This is a genomic window from Delftia sp. JD2 (assembly GCF_001682645.1).
GTDB lineage: Bacteria > Pseudomonadota > Gammaproteobacteria > Burkholderiales > Burkholderiaceae_C > Comamonas > Comamonas acidovorans.
This window is the reverse complement of record NZ_LFJT01000037.1, coordinates 26,967-44,193: the sequence shown is the minus strand read 5'-3', so window position 1 is coordinate 44,193 and position 17,227 is coordinate 26,967. Positions and strand designations below refer to the sequence as shown.

Here is a 17,227-nt window from a genome sequence, read left to right as displayed (position 1 = left end):
GCTGCCCCCTGCGGGCAGGCAAGACCAACAAACGGAGACGACATGCACCAACGCAGACTGATCGCAGGCGGCGCCCTGGCCGCCCTTCTTTCCCTGGCCGTGGGCACCGCCCAGGCCCAGGACTTCCCCCCCAAGAAACCCGTGGTCATGGTGGTCGGCTTCGCCGCAGGCGGCTCGGCCGACATTGCCGCGCGCATCATCGCCAAGAAGCTGGGCGAGAACATCGGCCAGAGCGTGGTCGTGGAAAACAAGCCCGGCGCAGGCGGCAACCTGGCCCACACGCAGGTGGCCAATGGCCCGTCCGACGGCTCGGTGCTGCTCTTCGGCTCCATCGGCCCGCTGGCCATTGCGCCGCACTTCATGAAGATCGGCTACGACCCGCTCAAGGACCTGGCCCCCATCACCATGGGCGTGAACTTTCCCAACGTGCTCGTCGTGCCTGCCGCCACGGGAATCAAGACCCTGGGCGAATACGTGGCCAAGGCCAAGCGCGAACCCGGCAAGCTGGACTTCGCCTCCACCGGCCCCGGCTCCGCATCGCACCTGGCCGGTGAACTGCTCAACGATGTCGCCAAGATCGACACCCTGCACGTGCCCTACAAGGGCGGCGCGCCCGCCCTGCAGGATGTGCTGGGCAACCGCGTGACCTCCTTCTACGCAGCCCCGCCCACAGCCCTGCCCCACATCGAATCGGGCAAGCTGATCCCGCTGGCCACCACGGGCCTCACGCGCCCGGCCTACCTGCCCAACGTGCCCACCGTGGCCGAGAGCTTCCCCGGCTTCAACGCCACCAACTGGTACGCCTTCGTGGCATCCGCCAAGACGCCCAAGCCCTTGCTGGACCGCTGGAACACCGAGCTGGTCAAGGTGCTGAACACCCCCGAAGTGCGCGACAACCTGCTCAAGCACGGCCAGACCGCCGCCCCGGGCACCCGCGAGGAACTGGGCCAGTTCATTGCCGCCGAGCACGCCAAGTGGGGCCGCATCATCCGCGAGCGAAAAATCACCGCCGATTGATTCCCTCGGCAGCTTCAACAGCCTCCGCAGCTTCGGCAGCCATCCCCCAACCATAAAAAACCAGGAGACAAACCATGACCGCCATCCGTTCCACCCCCCAGCAGTCCTCTCTGCAGTCCTCCGTGCCATCCACCCTGCGCCGCCGCACCCTGGGCGCGCTGCTGGGCGGCGCCCTCAGCCTGGGCTTGGCCCTGGGCGCTGCCACGCCCTCCACGGCCAGCGCAGATGAAATCCGCGTGGTCACCTCGGGCGGCTTCTCTGCCGCCTACGACCAGTTGATACCCCTGTACGAGCAGGCCACGGGCCACAAGGTCGTCACCTCGCGCGGCGCCTCCATGGGCAATGCGCAGGACTCCATTCCCAGCCGCCTGGCACGCGGCGAGCAGTTCGATATCGTCATCCTTGCGGATGGAGCCTTGGACAATCTGGCCGCCCAAGGCAAGGTGGAGGCGGGCAGCCGCGTGGACCTGGCGCGCTCCATGATCGGCATGAGCGTGCGCAAGGGCACGCCCAAGCCCGACATCAGCACCGTGGACGCGCTCAAGCAGACCCTGCTGGATGCCAAGACCATTGCCTACTCGGCCAGCGCCAGCGGCACCTATCTGGCCAACGAACTGTTCCCGCGCCTGGGCGTGGCCGAGCAGATGAAGGGCAAGGCCACCCGCATCCTCAGCGAGCGCGTGGGCGCCGTGGTGCTGCGTGGCGATGCGGACATCGGCTTCCAGCAGGTCAGCGAACTGCTGCCGTTCAAGGAACTGGAATTCGTCGGCCCCCTGCCCGATGAAGTGCAGCAGCGCGTCTTCTTCTCCGCAGGCGTGGCCACCGGCGCCAAGAGCCCTGAGACGGCGCGCCACCTGATCCGCTTCCTGGCAGCCCCCGCCGCCGCGCCCATCGTGCGCAGCACGGGCATGGAGCCGGCGGCCAAGCCCTGACGGCGGGCCCCCGAGCCCTCAAGGCTCTCTAGGCACTCAAGGCCCTCAAGGCCCTCGACACACAGGGGGCCTTCACCCCTCCCCGGTTCGACCTTCATTCAGCGGCGCTGCAACGGCACTGCTGCGGCATGCCGCTGCCCAGCCCTATCACCCTCGCAACACCCATGAACACCAAAACCCTGGTGCTGATCACCCTCGCCGCTGCACCTCTGTCGGCCCTTGCGCAATCCAGCATCACGCTCTACGGCATTGCCGATACCGGCGTGCGCTACACCAGCGGCCTCACCGCTGCCAACGCCGCCAGCAACACCTCGGGCGCCGCGTTGTCCAGCGGCGTCAACACCACCAGCCGCTTCGGGTTTCGCGGCCGCGAAGACCTGGGCGGCGGCATGTACGCCCTGTTCAACCTGGAAACCGGCCTGAACCTGGACACCGGCACCACCGCCAACTCCAGCAAATTCTTCGACCGCGCGGCCATCGTGGGCCTGGGCGGCAACTGGGGCCAGGTCACGGCCGGCCGCCAGACCAACCTGCTGGCAGATGCCATCAGCCCCGTGGACCCCGTGGGCATGCGCTTCGCCGCCTTCAACCCCAACATCGCCACCGCCGCGCTCAGCAGCCACGGCCTGGGTGTGGAATACGGCAGCGCAGGCGCCACCACGGGCTCATACCGGCTGGACAACTCGGTCAAGTACACCGGCCGCTTCGGCGGCCTCACCGCCCGCGCCATGTACAGCTTTGGCGAGACGGCGCAAGGCGGCTCCGCCCGCTCATCGGCCGGCGCAGGCCTGGCCTATGGCACGCAGACATGGACGGTCTCCAGCGCCTACCAGCGCTTCAAGACCGCAGACCAATGGGAGCTGAAAGCCGCCACCCTGGGCGCAACCTACAAATGGGACAACCTGCGCCTTGCACTGAACACCGCGCGCAGCGACGGCCAGACCAACGCCACCACCGCCCGCACCGTGCAGCGCGTGCACTCGCTGGGCGCCACCTGGTCTGCCCGCAGCACGCTGGACCTGACCGCCGCCCTGTACCGCGTGGAACGCGAACGCAGCGGCCGCGCCGCAGACGGCTACACCCGCGCCCTGCTGTTTGCGGAATACAAGCTGTCACGCCGCAGCAAGCTGTATGCGGAACTGGACCGCACGCACTGGAGTGGAGGGTTTCAGGGCGGGCAGAACAAGGATGTGGCTACGGGGGTGACTGCGGGGTTGATGCATAGCTTCTGAGGGGCGCTGCGAGCCTTCATTGCCAGCTCAGCCGCTCAGCTTTTTGAACGGCGTGTCGGAAGTGATCCAGCCCTTGCCTTGGGGGCAGATCACTTCCTTGTAACGCAGCTCCTTTTCAAAGCTCCACTGCTGGCCGAGTGCGCAAACGTCCCCTGCGTTGAGGACAAATGCCACTGTCTGTAGATCGCCTTTTTTCAGCAGAACATCGACGCTTTGCGTCGCTTCCCACCGCCCACTCGGCGACTGGCTGCATCCCAGAGTTGCCAGCAATGCCGTGATCGCGCCCCTTCGCAGTATGTTTTTCATCAACTGCCTTCTTGTAGTTGTCGCGCGAAGACTTCCGAGCGATGGCTTCAGGCTGTGAGCGGTCTGTCGCTGGATGGCAGACTTGATGGGGCAGCGCGATACACCGAGGGTACGCTTCAGCAGCCCTCGTGTCCGCCAGCGATCGACCCACTCCAGACGCTGAACGATGCCCCACCTCTTCGGCAGCTTTTAAGCGCAAGCGGTCGTTGGGCTGGGAACGGTACCCGAACGAGCCCAAGGCTGTCCCTTTATTCTTTAAAGCGATCGCGTAGATTGCCCAAACGCCCTTCAAGCAGTCGAATTTCCTCTTGAAGCCTGACATCCTTCGCATTGGATTGCAGATAATTTTTCAATGTGTTGATCTCTTTTTCAGCCAATCCTAACTGCCTCGGACGAGCTTTCAGGTATGCCCACGCACGTTGCATAGAGCATCGATTTGGCTCAATTCCGAATTGTTGAGCTTTTGCAAGAGACGTTTCACATTCCCGCACCAGCCCTAATCTAGCCTCGATGAGGCCCCGCGTATACCAGACTTCCCCCTCGCTAGGCAACAATTCAACAGCCTTCTGCGCCTGATGGAGAGCCGCCGTGTTATCGCGAGCATCGTGAGACAAGAAGAAGGCGAACCGATTAAGCAACCATCCATTGGTACTATCGGTCATCACTGCCGCATCGTATAAGCGTCTGGCCTCCACGGTGTCGCCTTCTTGTCGCGCTCTATGGGCCGCTTTCGCTTGTGGGGTTCGGAATGCCTGTGGAAAGCGGTCACCGGTGAATCGCTGCGCCTTTTGTATAAAAGCAGAATAGGCAGTACGCGCCTTAGTAATTTCTTCCGCGTTGGGACTCTTCGCTCCAGTTGAGGTCGTTACTTGCTTTTCGCGGGCATATTCGAGAAAATTCCTTGAAAAAGCAATCTGCAAGGAGCCCTGCACGTTAATCATAGAGGCGATACCCCCAGATTCTTGTAGCGCCGCCTCGGCAATCTGCGCAGATACACCGGCTACGTCCGCGCAGATTTTCAACGACTGATCGTCATGCACGTCTCCAATCCGAGTCATGAGCAGCAAAAGGCGGCGGACGTCCTGATTGAGACGAGCCCACGCATCGGAAAATAGGAACTCACCAAGATCTTTGCGGAGCATCGCCGCTACCTGCGAAGCGGCTTGATCTATGTTTTTTAATGCCGGATCGACCAATGCATTTGCAAACGCGGCGAGAACAATAGGCCGTCGTTCAAGCTTTTTCACGGACTCGAGGATGTCGGCATCGCTGGCTTTATTAACAATTTTAATATTTAACTTTTCAGCGCGATCTCGCAAAAATGCAAGGGCCTCACGCTCTGTGAGAATATCCACGGCGATAGGATATGCCTCAATTTGTTCCCAACGCCGAGACGTGAGTATGACTCGACCGACGCGCCTGGATATCTCCTGCAATTCTTTGCGAAGAACGGCGCGCTCCTCCTCGCTTTCGATAAGCGTTTCTGCATTGTCAATAACAATTAAAATCTCTTTTCTTTCTAATTTTAATTCTGATTTAATCTTTAACTGTAAGTTGATCGCCGCCTGCGGAACATTGAATCGATAGAAATCCGTAGATGGATATTTTCCAAAAAACAGAATATACAGGTGCGCCAAGAGTTCTAAAAGATGTGGCTGACCAGCTGCAATGGGCTTAAGGCCATTCAGCCCCCATTGCCAGCGCTTTGCCGTGTAGAACAAGATCATTTGCGGTTGCCATTCTACTTCCACTTCTTCGTCCAGAACCCGATGTAGAAACTCAAGAGCCAATGTGGTTTTACCGTAGCCGCCATCACCATGAATCAGGCAGGCACGTGAATCCATGTCATTTAGCCAATCCTGAAGTTCAATTAATTGAGGATCGCGGCCAGTGAATGAGTCTGTTGTGCGATCGGGAAGATAAACAAACGGTTCCCACGAATTGTTCCAAATTATCGGTGCCGGCAGAGAGCGGCCGGTCACATTAATGAATGGACTGACCGCCTCATAATTAAACTCTTCTCTCGAATCCGCATCCTTAGCGATTTGACAGAAGGCTCTCACGCGCTCTGCACCTATAGGTTTAATGCGGCGAATCAGGGCGGGTTGACCAGCCCACCCCCTGATGAAGTCTAAGTTACGTCGAAGTCGTTCTGGTCCAATCGCTGCCTGCACCCCGTCATCCGCGAGAATCGGCGTGACATCCGCAAGACCATCAATTACAAACCGCAATGCATCGAGTTCGACATCTCGCGCATAGCCGCCAACGAGACCATGTCCTTCTGCACCGTTGTTTCGGATCGAGACCATCCCACGCAACAGCCCCAATAGTGTCCGAGGTTGATCGCCGCATATTTTCTCCGCAGGCCTACCGTGCGAGGAAGTAGCCAGGATACGCGCAACACCGACCCAGCCTAGCTGTTCAGCGGAAATCAGAAGGGCTTCCAAGGCGTCTACTAACGAACCATCCGCAGGCGCTCTCAGCGCATCAAGGACAAATTGATCGGGTTGAAATTCGATGGAAGGTTGTTGCTGGGAAATCCACTCAAGCAATCCGTAGTCAATTTGTTGCAGAAGCAAGCGAATGCAAGAAACTATTCTCACCCTACACTCCACGTCTGACTTGCATTGCTCAATCTCCAAAAGCATACTATCAAAGTGATTATTCATGGCTCGAAATATTTTGTTAAAATATACCGATTTAATCCTTTAAATCCGGAGGACGATAACTCGGTATTTCCTATAGTAGTTGAAGATTGATCTTTAAGCAGGCTGCTTAGATTTCGGCAAAGTTCAAGATTTCTCGTGTGAACACGCAACCAAGCATAGCGGTAACTATATGTGTTGGCGAAAGGTTTTGCGAGCAGCAACCCGTCGGCGTCGTCAAGCTAATGTCCGTTGTCCTGCCGAAGCAGTCGCTTGCAGGAACACCTCCAAGGACTGCTGTTGGCCGAGACTGACATTCCACAAGCACGCAAGTCAGCCGACGTCGAAAATTCCCGCGTAGCCGGCGTGGAGCACCGGCAACTCTGCGACTTCGGTCCGTTGAGAAGTGCATCCTGCAGTGTTCTTTACTCGATGGGAGACCATCATGGGAACCACAGGCAACTTCATTCATCGCGAGCCATGGAACAAGGGCAAGCTCGTCGGCCAAAAGGTGCCCTTCAAACTCAAGGACATTTGGGCGCTACGCGTTCGGCTCCAAATGGACGGCAGGGTTCGTGAACTCGCCTTGTTCAACCTCGGCATCGACAGCAAGCTGCACGGCTGTGACCTCGTCGCTCTCTAGGTTCGGGACGTGTGGCATGGCGATCAGGTGGCGACGCGCGCCATCGTCATGCAGCACAAGACCAAGCGCCCGATTCAGTTCGTGATACCCCAGACCACCCGGGAGGCGTTGCAGGCGTGGATCAAGCAGGCTGGGCTGAAGCAGGAGGACTTCCTCTTCCCCAGCCGACTTCACGGCTCACCACACCTCGGTACGCGGCAATACGCACGGATCCTCGGCCACTGGGTCGATGAACTCGGGCTGGACCGCACCGACTATGGGACGCACTCGATGCGCAGAACCAAGGCGACCCTGATCTATCGGCGCACCAAGAATCTGCGCGCCGTGCAATTGCTCCTGGGGCACTCCAAGCTAGAGTCGACCTTGAGATATCTCGGCATTGAGGTAGATGACGCCCTTGCGATCTCCGAGCAGACGGAGATCTGACGTGGTGAAAATCCCGCAGTCCTGGTTCGAACACCGCTGCTGCGGGACATGACTGGCTGCTGGCTGGCGCCCGGCTTCGCTACCGCTCCCGGCAAGAAGCGGACGGCCGCAGTGAAACACAGAACAATGGTTTCAGGCTGAAGAATGCACCATGACTTCCTGGGACCGTACATCTTAAAGTGACTTGAAGGTCAGCCAATCCATGGACTACGGCTGCTCATGAGGTTACATTTGCTTGCTGCAATCCATCTGACGGATAGAAGATATGGAGGCCATTTGTCAACCATCACCAGCACCGATCTCGAATCTGCTTTGACAGGAAACCCAGAAGCACTTGAAGTTCATCTAACGCTTGTAGAGCGAGACGTGTCTATCGAAGGAAATGTGGTCAAAATTCACTGTCACTGCCTTTCCGTTGACGGTAATGGCCGTGTTCAACCACATCGCCTAGCTGAGTTCATGCGGAACGCCGTCGTTGACTATGCGATCCCGCGCTCCAAACTTGCAGATGCAAAAGCGCGCGACAACAGGTTTAACAGCACTGAGGCAGTCGCCGAACTCGTCGAACGAGCCAAGCGCTCGTTTACGGACCTGGCGAACACTGGTGAGGGTGGAGAGATGTTGCTGTTCCTACTGGCAGAGCGCTTCCTAAAGCTGCCACAAATTCTTTGCAAGATGGATCTCAAGACGGACACGCGGATGCACTATCACGGCGCGGATGGAGTCTATGCAGGGGTGACATCGGAAGGGACTTTGAAGCTCTACTGGGGTGAATCAAAAATCTACCAAGATGCAAGCGCTGCGATTCGCGCATGCATTAATTCCCTGGCCCCCTTTCTAACAGAGCTTGAGCACGAAGAAGCGGGGCGGGAGCGCGATTTGATGCTCCTGAGCGACAAAGCTGATCTGAGCAATCCTACGCTAACCGATGCGCTGAAGAAATATTTTGACAAGTCGTCGGTCATGTCGAAGCGGGTTCAATATTGCGGCATGGCTCTTGTAGGTTTTGATGCGCCCTTCTACCCGCAAGACAGTGCAAAGGCAGTTGCTGAGGAAATTATCAAGGCATCTCGCACAGAGCTCACAGTTTGGCGCGATCGTATTGGAGAGCGGCTCAAATTGGAAAAGCTTGAGCAGATGGATATCGAAATATTCTGCATCCCTTTGCCATCAGCAGAGGGTTTCCGCACAGCCTTTCTCAAGGCAATGGGGATAAATAACCAATGAGTCTCACCGATCTCCAATCATGGCTTCTCCAAGAAGGCGTTCGAGACGAACTCAATGCAATCACTCGGCTTACAGTACGCAATGAATTAGATAATCTAGTTCCGGATCCTTCCGCATCGTCCTCAATAGCAATTGATTGGCCCAGAATGCTGCTTGCAGGTAGCATTTTAGCTAGATCTGATCAAAGGAGCGATCAAGAAGCCGCACTCCGAATAGCAACCGCCGTAATTTCTTTATCAGACAGTCAATCTCTAAAAGATGCAGGCGCAGTCCTCTTGGGTAAGCTCTCGAACTTCAGGGCTATTTCACTAGCCACCAATCGGAACCTGCTAAACGCCAATCTTGATGAACGATTAGGCGTCGCATTACGTCTCGAATCTCAGCGCCGTGAGATGGAACGATCAATTTTGATTCAGTCGAGCGGTGCCTGGCTACAAGTAAACGATTTTCAGCAACGCTTCTGGAAAAATGCTGGTGGAAAGTGTTGGCTTTCGGCATCCGCCCCCACCGCATCGGGCAAGACATTTCTCGTACTTCAGTGGTTGATCGATCAAATATTAGCGAATGAGGTAAGGGTTGCCGTTTACCTCGCGCCGACAAGAGCTTTAGTTTCTGAAATCGAGACAAATCTTAAAATACTCCTGGAAAATATCAAGGTGATTGAGGTGTCATCCCTACCTCTTCCCGAAAAATATAAATCTGCTTGCTCTGGGGGTTCAAGATTAATTCTCGTTTTTACTCAGGAGAGGCTACATTTTCTCGCCAACGTTCTCAGTGACGTTTTCTCTATCGACCTACTCATTGTAGATGAAGCACACAAGATCGGTGACAATCAGCGCGGTGTCATTTTGCAGGATGCAATAGAGCGCGCCACCCGCGCCAATCCGAATCTGAAGGCTGTATTTATCAGTCCGGCAACCCAAAACCCGGAAGAGTTACTCTCGGATGCGCCCGAGGGCATGCAAACTGTCACCGTCGATAGCGACTCCTCGACTGTTCTTCAGAATTTGATGGTTGCAACCCAGGTACCGCGAAAATCAAAACTCTGGACGCTTACTCTTCGACAGGAAGGGGGGGCACTCCCGGTAGGAACCCTTCAGTTGGCAAGCACGCCGGATGGACTAAAAAAGCGTCTCGCATTCATCGCCGCTGCTGTAGGAGAAAGAGGTGGAACGCTCGTCTACGCCAATGGTGCTGGAGAGGCTGAAGAGGTTGCTGATCTGATTAGCCAGCTCTTGCCAAAACTTGACTCCAACGATTTGGAGCTTTTAGAGCTTGCTGAACTTGCTCGAAAGGGCGTACATCAGGACTTTCGGATTGCACCGTTAGTTGTTCAAGGAGTTGCTTTCCACTACGGAAACATGCCATCACTGCTTCGGCTAGAGATAGAAAGGCTATTCCGCTCAGGAAAAATCCGCTTCTTGGTATGCACCTCAACTTTAATCGAGGGTGTCAACCTGTCGTGCCGCACAATCGTGGTGCGAGGTCCACGGAAGGGGAAAGGCCACCCGATGGAGCCGCACGATTTCTGGAATCTGGCAGGCCGTGCCGGTCGATGGGGCGATGAATTTCAGGGTAATATTATTTGTATTGATCCGGAGGACCTGCAAGCCTGGCCCGGAGGAGTTCCTAGCCGAGCACGCTATCCAATTAAACGTGAAAGCGATGCTGTACTCGAGCTTGGAGGAGGCATGGAAAACTACCTTTCCGAGCGCTGGGAATCGAATTTTTCCAGTATTTCTGATATGGAAAAGTTTGAGCAAGTTGGCGCTTATTTACTCACCACCTTCATGCGAATAGGCTCCATATCAGCGGCGAGCTTTTCAAAACGTCATGACACGGCATTGATCGAAAAACTTGATCAGACCCTCGCTGCCTCGGCAGCAAAGATAGAAATCGACGTCAATCTAGCGGCTAGACATCCAGGAGTTAGCGCAATCGGTCTTCAACGCCTTCTCGAAGCCTTTCGATCATATGCCGGTGATATCGAAAACCTACTATTAGCAGAGATAGCCAGCAATGACAGCTACGACCGGCTAATCACAATTATGGGAAGAATAAATACGCATTTATTCCCAGCCTTTACACCCGAAGGGCGCATTAGGCTATATGCATTAATTGTTTTCAAATGGTTAAAAGGGTATTCATTAGCCAGAATAATTAGTGATAGCATTAAATGGCATCAAGAAGCAGGTAAATCTTTCAAACTACCGGAACTCATCCGCAGCACGATGGAACTAGTAGAACAAATTGCCAGATTTAGGGCGCCAAAATACCTCTCCGCTTATATGGATGTGCTGCATTTTCATCTTCGAGAAACGAACCGTGAAGATTTGATTGACGACGGCTTGGATATCGGTACTCAACTGGAATTCGGCGTTTCTTCAATGACACTTCTCTCGCTTATGGAACTCGGCCTTTCCCGCATGAGCGCGGTTGCTTTGTATGAAAGGATTGCTCATAACGATCTTACCAAAGAAGAATGCTCAAAATGGATAGTTGAGCGCCTGAATCAATTCAAATCAATGGATATTCCAGCCATTATTATTCGTGAAATACGCGAGCGTCTTTTTCTTGGCGATATCGCCAATTAATGCCTGCACCAAATCGGAGATCACACATGCCAGCCAAACCTATTTCTCTCGGGCCATTGCATTTTGAAAAAAGGGGTGATGCAGTTGCTTACTTAAAGGACATGCTTCATCGGTACGACGTTGGTGATCGAGTCAACGTTCAAGATGCCGTAATTCTACAGGCGGCGCTAGAACACCATCCGAATGCAGCTGCAGAGATTGGCTGTGGCATCAGAGACTTTAGTGTCCGAAGTGCCGACTTTGGGACAAAGTGTTTTTGGGTAAATCGTCCTGATGGAACGACCGAAAAATTTTCCATAACCGGCTCAATTCACGGAAATTAAAATATTCTTCCTCTATATTTTTAATAAAAGTGACAACCTGCAGTAAGACAGGCTCCCACTCAAGCAGCAACTATAGCTCTCCATCTCTTTGGAAATGACTGAGAAATCAGAGCCTGACTACTACAGACACAATTAGTAAGAGTGGCTAACACCACTTCGTCAAAGGCCCCCGCAGAGCAGTTATGCTCGCTGCCCTAATGGCACAACGACGCGTAGGCAAAGAACTGTGGCGACAGCTACAACCCCTGATCGCAGCCTTCGTACCTTCTGCCAAAGGCGGTGTGCGCAAGCCAGCAGTCAGCGTATGAAGCCACCTCAACGGCGTCCTGTTCGTGCTGCAAACAGGCATTCTGGAGTTGGAGTTGACCCGGTCCCGTGGACGGTTTCTGATTTGATTCTCAAACCATCTGGGGTGCTTCGTCAGCGTACGATGGGTCGTGCTTGCAGACATTGAATCGTGCCTGCTGGCTCCTTTCAAATTCAGAGGTGAGAGGTAGCCCATACCGCTGTGACGGCGCCAACGGCTTCGGCAGCCTTCTCACTCGTGATTCCGGTGACAATCTGCTTCCAGAACTGCTGCTCCACCTCTCGGCGAAGCGAAGGAGCACCGGGTGAGCGCATGGCACTTCGCCCAGATAACTTCTGCCTCCACCCCGCAGATCGTCCCATAAACACCTCAATGATTGAAAGTGTTACGACGACCGGTTGAATACGCCTTGGCTGCCCTGGTCACTATGGTGGATGACGTCTTGCGGCTTGCGCTGGGTCAGCGCCATGTTGAGCGCCGATAGCACAAGGTCGGTCTTCATTCTCTCGCCCATAGACCAATCCACCACACGCCGACTCCACACGGATGACCACGGCCAAGTACAAGAATCCCGTCCAGATTGGCACTTAGGTCATGTCGGCCACCCAAAGTTGATTGGGGTCCCTGGCCTTGAACTGGCGCTTGACCAGGTCGTTGTGGGGTGAGACACGTTTGTCTTGGCGCGTGGTAATCGTGAAGCCACAGCGGCGGCTGATGCCCTGGATGCGGGCCAGACGCATGAGGCGCGCAACACGCTGTCGGCTGATGGAGACGCCTTGCTCAATGAGCTCGGCTCTCACGCGCGGCATGCCGTACGACTCGTAGAGTCCTTTTGAATCTGGCGTATTCGTTCGGTCATTACCGCGTTGGTGATGCTGCGCTGGGAAGACTTGCGCTCTCGCCAAGCGTAGAAACCGCTGGCGGATACGCCTAGAACACGGCACATGGTGCGCACGGGGAGTCGGCCTGGTTTGCCATCACGAGTCCGAAGACTTCGTCGAAGTCGCATCGCTGCGACCGGCAAACCAGGCCGTAGCCTTTGCCAGGATGTCGCGCTCCTGCTGAATTTGACGCAGTTGACGGCGCAGCCGTAATAGCTCCTCGCGCTCGACGCAGGTCAAGCCTTCCTTGCCGCTATCAATGGCGGCTTGACCGACCCAGTTGGTGATGGACTGCGCGGTTACGTTGAATTCGCGTGCATGTTCGGCGGGCGTGCGTCCGGCACGTACCAACTCGACCATCTGCTGCCTGAACTGCGCCGGATACGGCAGCCTGACTTTGGACATTTTCGGCTCCTTGAACACAAAGAATGATGTGTCCACGGAACCGGGTCAACTCCACAATCATGATGACCCGAATCGCATGTACGTTCTTTGTTGAGGCAGCAGCGTCTTGCGCAATTGCCTACGGGCGCCAAAACAATAATGATCTGCAGAGTTGTAGGCGTGCACTTGGTGAGGCAGTGCACAGCATCACACTCAAAGCAGGAGTTCCAGTTGGCGCTGCACACTGATACCCAACCCTTCCATCGAGAGGCGCCACCCGGCAAGCCGGGCAGCGCTTCTCATATAAAACGTTAGACCGCATGAAAGTCACTGTGCAGAACGGAGCCAGTCACGGCCTCTCGCGGCGAGACGTCGAGACAATGCTTCTCCTTCTTCCAGCATCCTGGTCCAGCGGCGTCCGGCAAATCGTTCTGTACCAGGGCGATACTCGCCAGTTGAAGTCCGTGTTCTATCCGAAAGAGAAGCTACTCGGGGTGTTCTGGCCGATGCCAGCGGAGTCGGCCTCAAAGGCCGATGGAGTGCGGGAGCTACTAATCGCGCTTTCTGTTGTCACTGAGCGCGGAGCACTGCCGGAGCGTTTGTCCCCGTCCTTGCGTCAGCGACACTTGGACGAGCTGGTCAATGTTCTGCGCCGATGCCTTGCGCAGGTGGTGTCCGATGCGGCCTAACAGAAAGGTCGACACGGACACGTTGTCCAAGCGACCGCACCCGCTGCAAAGCCGACACCCACAACCCACAGATCAGCATCACCAAATGGGTCGATATCAGACCAGAAGCTAGACGACCGGCCAAGCCGGTTCATCAGTTCCGAGGGAGAGCCCAAGCGCTTGGCTCTGCGACTGCCCCATCCCAAACGCATGCACAAAGCATTCAAGTTCTCGCGGCGATGGAGAAGGCAGCCATCAACACAGGACAGACTCAGAGCTTGGCCCCGACCCATATGGCTCGCCCTTGCACCAGACCCTCTGCCTTTCCGGCAATGACGATATCCGGGTGCTCGCCCTTATCAGCGTTGTCGGCCACGGCATGCCAAACATCGCCCACCCGCTGAAAGCGCCGCACAAGCATCTGCCCTTCCCACGCGAATGCATAGACGCTGCCACGGCGCGGCGTTTGATCCGCACGATTGAGCAAGAGCACGGCACCTTCCCGGATCGTGGGCTCCATGCTGGTTCCTGCCACATGGACGAGGGCCGCGTTCACCGGGCTGACGCCGATAGCACGCAGAAAATCGCGTCGGAACTGGAGAGCCCCGAGTTCCTCGACAAGATTGGTTTTTCGAGAGCGTTCGGGCGCGGCTTCAACATCCAGGCGGACGAGTTGGATGAAGTCCTCACCTTCCGCGACACGGCCTCGCAACAAGGTATCGACGTCCACGCTGAAGTAATCAGCAAACTTCTGCAGTGACTCCATTCGCACGCCGGTTTCCCCGCCAACGATGCGCTGCAAAGTGCCCTGCCCGATGTCGAATCCAGCATTCTTCATGTCACTACGCAGGCGCCCGATCGCCTTGCCCTTGATCATCAGGGCAGCGTTTTCGGCCAATGTTGCGTTCACGAAGCTGCGCATGGGCAGCATTCTTTGGTCTTGATATACCGATTTCGGTACGATAGAGTTAGTGAAAATTCACTTGAATTCGCCAGTTTTGAAGAGCCAGCCTATGGCTCAACTTAAAACTTCTCATACCGCTTTCGGTGAAGCTGTCCAAACTCTGGATCAACTTGGCCGCACAAGCTTCAACTAGACGCAGACGCCTACATCCATGCACATCACCCACCACTTCACCCCTGGCCTGCGCTTCGCTGCGCAATGGAAGTACGCCGCCCGCGCGCCATCGGGCCGGGCCTGTTGGTCGCGGCTGCCGCTGGGGCAGCCTGATGCGGGCAGGGCTGATCCGCATGGCGCCTGGTGGTGTGTGCGGCGCTGCGCTGCCGTGCTGCGGCGGGAGATGTGGCAGTCGGTGGATCTGCCTTCAGACATACCCTTGCGGCCGGGGCCGGAAGATGTGGCGCTGGCCCTGAACGCGCTGATGCCGCGCTGGCAGGTACAACTGAGCGCAGGGGCCGGGCACATGTCCATGCAGTCCTGCACCCAGGCAGTGATGGCCGGGGGCGGAGCGGTGCTGCAACTGCAGTCAGAGGCGCTGCACCAGCGGCCGCAGAGCACGTTCTGGGCCTGGGTGATTGGCGTGGAGATGCATCAGAAGATGCGGCCCGCGCCGGTGAAGCCATGGCCCGCAAGTCGCGCGCCCCGCCCTGCCGCGCTGCTGACTATTCCCTTTGGCTGGAGCATGCCCTGGGCCTGCGGCTATGCGGCGCGGGTGCAGATGAACCGCGACGGGCACTGCGACGTGGATGGCATTGACGGGCAGTGGCGCGAGTGCCGCTGCCTGGCCGCAGTGACGCTGTCGCCCGCGCGAGATGGCCAATGCGGTCAAGTCGACCAATTCGGCCATGCCGGCCTCCTGCAGGGGCACCCACTGTGTTGATGCCTGCCCGAGCCGGAAGATTTGCCCAAGCCGCTTGTCCCTTGCCGCCATCCATGAATCACGGGCGCGGCAGCCGGCAGCACCAAGGCCGCCGCAGCGGTGCCAAGGCCTCGGCCCTGCTACCGGGCCTGGAACCGCCGGCGATGCTCCACCACGGTGCCGCGCAACTGCAGCGCCTGCTCGTCGCTGGATAGTGTGGGATGGTCTTCGTTGAGCGGCACCAGCTCGAAGATTTCCGCACCGGCCTTGTCCAGGCCGCGCACCCGGTACTTGCGCAAGATGGCCTGTTGCCGGGAGTCGGTGGCCAGCACGCAGTCCCCGGGCCGCGGCGGCAGGGCGGGATCGATGAGCACGCGGTCCCCTTCCCGGATTTCCGGGGCCATGGCGTTGTCTTCCAGTCGCACGAAGAACGCACGGGGCGATGCGTTGTCGCTGGCGACTTCGATGCCCAGAAACTGCTCATCGTCGGCATCGTCCATGGCGTCTTGTGCGCTGCGGCAGCTTGTCTGCTGCAGGCCAAGCAGGGGATAGCGACGCGTGCCCTGGGGCAGCTGGCGCTGCAGCGCCGCGGCACCGGCCGACATGGGGCCCTTGCCACATTCCAGCCACAGGGCCGAGACACCGCACAGGGATGCGAGCGTGGCTGTTTTGGAGGTGCCGTTTCCGCTTCTCTCAAGGTCAGCAATGGTCGATTGCCCCATGCCCGCCTGGCGGCCTAGCTGCGCTTGGGTGAGGCCCGCGAGACTGCGAGCGCTTTTGAGGCGTTGGCCGAAATCGGTTGACATGCTCCGTAGCTTACGGAAAACCGATATGTCAAATTCGATTGTAAAAAAATCGACTTTTCGATAGCATGAAACTATGGAATGGAAAGACTACCTCGCCAGACTTGCTGCGAAGGGTGTCAGTCAAAGCCAGATCGCCCGCGAAGTGGGCTGCGGTCAAGCAACGATTTCTGACCTCGCATTGGGCAAGACCAAAGAGCCGCGCACATCCCTGGGTATGGCGCTCATGCGCATCGGGGACCGCTGCGGCATCAAGACTCCGTACGGTGCCCAGCCTTCGGCACACGATGATGAGAGGTCCTGTGGCTGAGACCACGCACCTCACCCACCGCTTCACCCGAGGGCTTCGCTTTGACGGACTGTGGACCTACTCGGCGCTCACGCCTTCAGGCCGAGCCTATTGGGCACGGCTGCCGGCAACCCGGGCAGGCGGCATGGCTGCAGCAGATCCACAGCGGGCCTGGTGGTGCGTGCGCCAGTGCGTTGCAGTGCTCAATCGCAGGCCCTGGCGTTCCGCGCATCTGCCCTCGGGCCTGCCTGCGCAGCCGGAATGTGGCGATGTGGCGCTGGCCCTGGGCGCAATGCTTGCGGGCTGGAACGTGAAGATGCTGGATGACCCCTCGACACAGGCGCCGCTGCTGCGCAGCACCGATGCGCTGCTTGCCGGTGGCTGCTCTTTGCTGCAACTGCAGGCCGAGGATTCAAGCGATGGCGTGCAAGCCGTTTTCTGGGCCTGGGTGATCGGCGTGGAAATGCACGAGAGATTCCAGCGTGCCAAGCGCATTTCAGCCTTTGACATGCCCGGGCGCCCTGGCGCGCTGCTGATCTGGCCCTTCGGCTCGCCCCTGGCATGGAACCACGCCTTGAGGGTGACGGTGGATGGCGAGGGGCTGTGTGATGTGGATGGCCTGGATGCGCGCGCAAGCCGGTACCGCTGCACGGCGGCCATCACGCTGGAGCCACTGAGCAACGACATTGCCATCAACGGCGGCTTCTCCTGACCGGCTTTCCTGACCCGA

Annotated in this window: 13 protein-coding genes and 5 pseudogenes; 11 read left to right on the top strand and 7 right to left on the bottom strand. The window is 57.4% G+C overall.

Annotated elements, in window-relative coordinates; all coding sequences use genetic code 11:
• Positions 1–42 precede the first annotated feature (42 nt).
• The 3 genes from ACM14_RS19375 to ACM14_RS19365 all read left to right on the top strand — a co-directional run bounded on the left by ACM14_RS19375 (position 43) and on the right by ACM14_RS19365 (position 3,181).
• Positions 43–1,017 (top strand): tripartite tricarboxylate transporter substrate binding protein, encoded by a 975-nt coding sequence (locus ACM14_RS19375; protein ID WP_034391632.1) that lies wholly within the window; start codon positions 43–45, stop codon positions 1,015–1,017.
• Positions 1,018–1,091: 74 nt separating this feature from the next.
• A complete protein-coding gene (locus ACM14_RS19370) occupies positions 1,092–1,949 on the top strand; it encodes a substrate-binding domain-containing protein (RefSeq protein WP_065347055.1) in 858 nt (285 codons plus the stop codon).
• A gap of 128 nt (positions 1,950–2,077) precedes the next feature.
• On the top strand, positions 2,078–3,181 hold the full coding sequence (locus ACM14_RS19365; RefSeq protein WP_065347054.1) for a porin: 1,104 nt from the start codon (positions 2,078–2,080) through the stop codon (positions 3,179–3,181).
• A 27-nt stretch (positions 3,182–3,208) separates the two neighbouring features.
• Here the strand turns inward: ACM14_RS19365 and ACM14_RS19360 are convergent, their stop codons facing one another.
• Positions 3,209–3,487, bottom strand: a complete 279-nt coding sequence (locus ACM14_RS19360) for a hypothetical protein (RefSeq protein ID WP_065347053.1) — start codon at positions 3,485–3,487, stop codon at positions 3,209–3,211.
• A 248-nt stretch (positions 3,488–3,735) separates the two neighbouring features.
• A complete protein-coding gene (locus ACM14_RS31740) occupies positions 3,736–6,156 on the bottom strand; it encodes a M48 family metallopeptidase (RefSeq protein ID WP_139093469.1) in 2,421 nt (806 codons plus the stop codon).
• 421 nt (positions 6,157–6,577) lie between these two features.
• Between ACM14_RS31740 and ACM14_RS19350 the strand changes: the two are divergent.
• From ACM14_RS19350 to ACM14_RS31735, 5 genes and pseudogenes are all read left to right on the top strand, one after another.
• A pseudogene (locus ACM14_RS19350) lies at positions 6,578–7,201 on the top strand (tyrosine-type recombinase/integrase).
• A 276-nt stretch (positions 7,202–7,477) separates the two neighbouring features.
• Complete coding sequence (locus ACM14_RS19345) at positions 7,478–8,428, top strand: DUF1837 domain-containing protein (RefSeq protein WP_139093468.1); 951 nt, start codon at positions 7,478–7,480, stop codon at positions 8,426–8,428.
• Entirely contained in the window at positions 8,425–11,022 is a 2,598-nt protein-coding gene (locus ACM14_RS30820) for a DEAD/DEAH box helicase (protein WP_084027411.1), read from the top strand. Before ACM14_RS19345 ends, ACM14_RS30820 begins: the two co-directional genes overlap by 4 nt.
• Before the next feature lie 26 nt (positions 11,023–11,048).
• On the top strand, positions 11,049–11,345 hold the full coding sequence (locus ACM14_RS30815) for a DCL family protein (RefSeq protein WP_084027410.1): 297 nt from the start codon (positions 11,049–11,051) through the stop codon (positions 11,343–11,345).
• 182 nt (positions 11,346–11,527) lie between these two features.
• Positions 11,528–11,650: pseudogene (locus ACM14_RS31735) on the top strand (IS5/IS1182 family transposase); the annotation flags it as partial.
• Positions 11,651–11,846: 196 nt separating this feature from the next.
• On the opposite strand, the pseudogene ACM14_RS30810 reads toward ACM14_RS31735, so the two are convergent.
• From ACM14_RS30810 to ACM14_RS19320, 3 genes and pseudogenes are all read right to left on the bottom strand, one after another.
• Positions 11,847–12,014, bottom strand: a pseudogene (locus tag ACM14_RS30810) (IS30 family transposase); the annotation flags it as partial.
• A gap of 47 nt (positions 12,015–12,061) precedes the next feature.
• Positions 12,062–12,938: pseudogene (locus ACM14_RS32495) on the bottom strand (IS3 family transposase); the annotation flags it as partial.
• Between the two features lie 918 nt (positions 12,939–13,856).
• A complete protein-coding gene (locus ACM14_RS19320) occupies positions 13,857–14,507 on the bottom strand; it encodes a S24 family peptidase (protein ID WP_254662095.1) in 651 nt (216 codons plus the stop codon).
• Positions 14,508–14,700: 193 nt separating this feature from the next.
• Here ACM14_RS19320 and ACM14_RS19315 point away from each other — a divergent pair, with 193 nt between their 5' ends.
• Entirely contained in the window at positions 14,701–15,426 is a 726-nt protein-coding gene (locus tag ACM14_RS19315; RefSeq protein ID WP_065347046.1) for a hypothetical protein, read from the top strand.
• A 119-nt stretch (positions 15,427–15,545) separates the two neighbouring features.
• Here ACM14_RS19315 and ACM14_RS19310 read toward each other — a convergent pair whose 3' ends face one another.
• Both ACM14_RS19310 and ACM14_RS32750 read right to left on the bottom strand, forming a co-directional pair.
• Entirely contained in the window at positions 15,546–16,010 is a 465-nt protein-coding gene (locus ACM14_RS19310) for a S24 family peptidase (RefSeq protein WP_233094653.1), read from the bottom strand.
• Between the two features lie 51 nt (positions 16,011–16,061).
• Positions 16,062–16,211 (bottom strand): annotated as a pseudogene (locus ACM14_RS32750) (helix-turn-helix transcriptional regulator); the annotation flags it as partial.
• Positions 16,212–16,284: 73 nt separating this feature from the next.
• Here ACM14_RS32750 and ACM14_RS19305 point away from each other — a divergent pair.
• Together ACM14_RS19305 and ACM14_RS19300 are read left to right on the top strand one after the other, a co-directional pair.
• Entirely contained in the window at positions 16,285–16,518 is a 234-nt protein-coding gene (locus ACM14_RS19305) for a hypothetical protein (protein ID WP_065347044.1), read from the top strand.
• Positions 16,511–17,209 carry a hypothetical protein gene (locus ACM14_RS19300; protein ID WP_065347043.1) on the top strand — a complete coding sequence of 233 codons (699 nt, stop codon included), beginning with the start codon at positions 16,511–16,513 and terminating at the stop codon, positions 17,207–17,209. Before ACM14_RS19305 ends, ACM14_RS19300 begins: the two co-directional genes overlap by 8 nt.
• The last annotated feature ends 18 nt before the right edge of the window (positions 17,210–17,227 follow it).

Excerpts from the sequence above, each read along its gene's own strand:
- ACM14_RS19320 (WP_254662095.1), bottom strand. The coding sequence starts at position 14,507 with ATGCGCAGCTTCGTGAACGCAACATTGGCCGAAAACGCTGCCCTGATG.
- ACM14_RS19365 (WP_065347054.1), top strand. The coding sequence starts at position 2,078 with ATGCCGCTGCCCAGCCCTATCACCCTCGCAACACCCATGAACACCAAA.
- ACM14_RS19305 (WP_065347044.1), top strand. The coding sequence starts at position 16,285 with ATGGAATGGAAAGACTACCTCGCCAGACTTGCTGCGAAGGGTGTCAGT.
- ACM14_RS19375 (WP_034391632.1), top strand. The coding sequence starts at position 43 with ATGCACCAACGCAGACTGATCGCAGGCGGCGCCCTGGCCGCCCTTCTT.
- ACM14_RS19315 (WP_065347046.1), top strand. The coding sequence starts at position 14,701 with ATGCACATCACCCACCACTTCACCCCTGGCCTGCGCTTCGCTGCGCAA.
- ACM14_RS30815 (WP_084027410.1), top strand. The coding sequence starts at position 11,049 with ATGCCAGCCAAACCTATTTCTCTCGGGCCATTGCATTTTGAAAAAAGG.
- ACM14_RS30820 (WP_084027411.1), top strand. The coding sequence starts at position 8,425 with ATGAGTCTCACCGATCTCCAATCATGGCTTCTCCAAGAAGGCGTTCGA.
- ACM14_RS19360 (WP_065347053.1), bottom strand. The coding sequence starts at position 3,487 with ATGAAAAACATACTGCGAAGGGGCGCGATCACGGCATTGCTGGCAACT.
- ACM14_RS31740 (WP_139093469.1), bottom strand. The coding sequence starts at position 6,156 with ATGAATAATCACTTTGATAGTATGCTTTTGGAGATTGAGCAATGCAAG.
- ACM14_RS19370 (WP_065347055.1), top strand. The coding sequence starts at position 1,092 with ATGACCGCCATCCGTTCCACCCCCCAGCAGTCCTCTCTGCAGTCCTCC.
- ACM14_RS19310 (WP_233094653.1), bottom strand. The coding sequence starts at position 16,010 with ATGTCGGCCGGTGCCGCGGCGCTGCAGCGCCAGCTGCCCCAGGGCACG.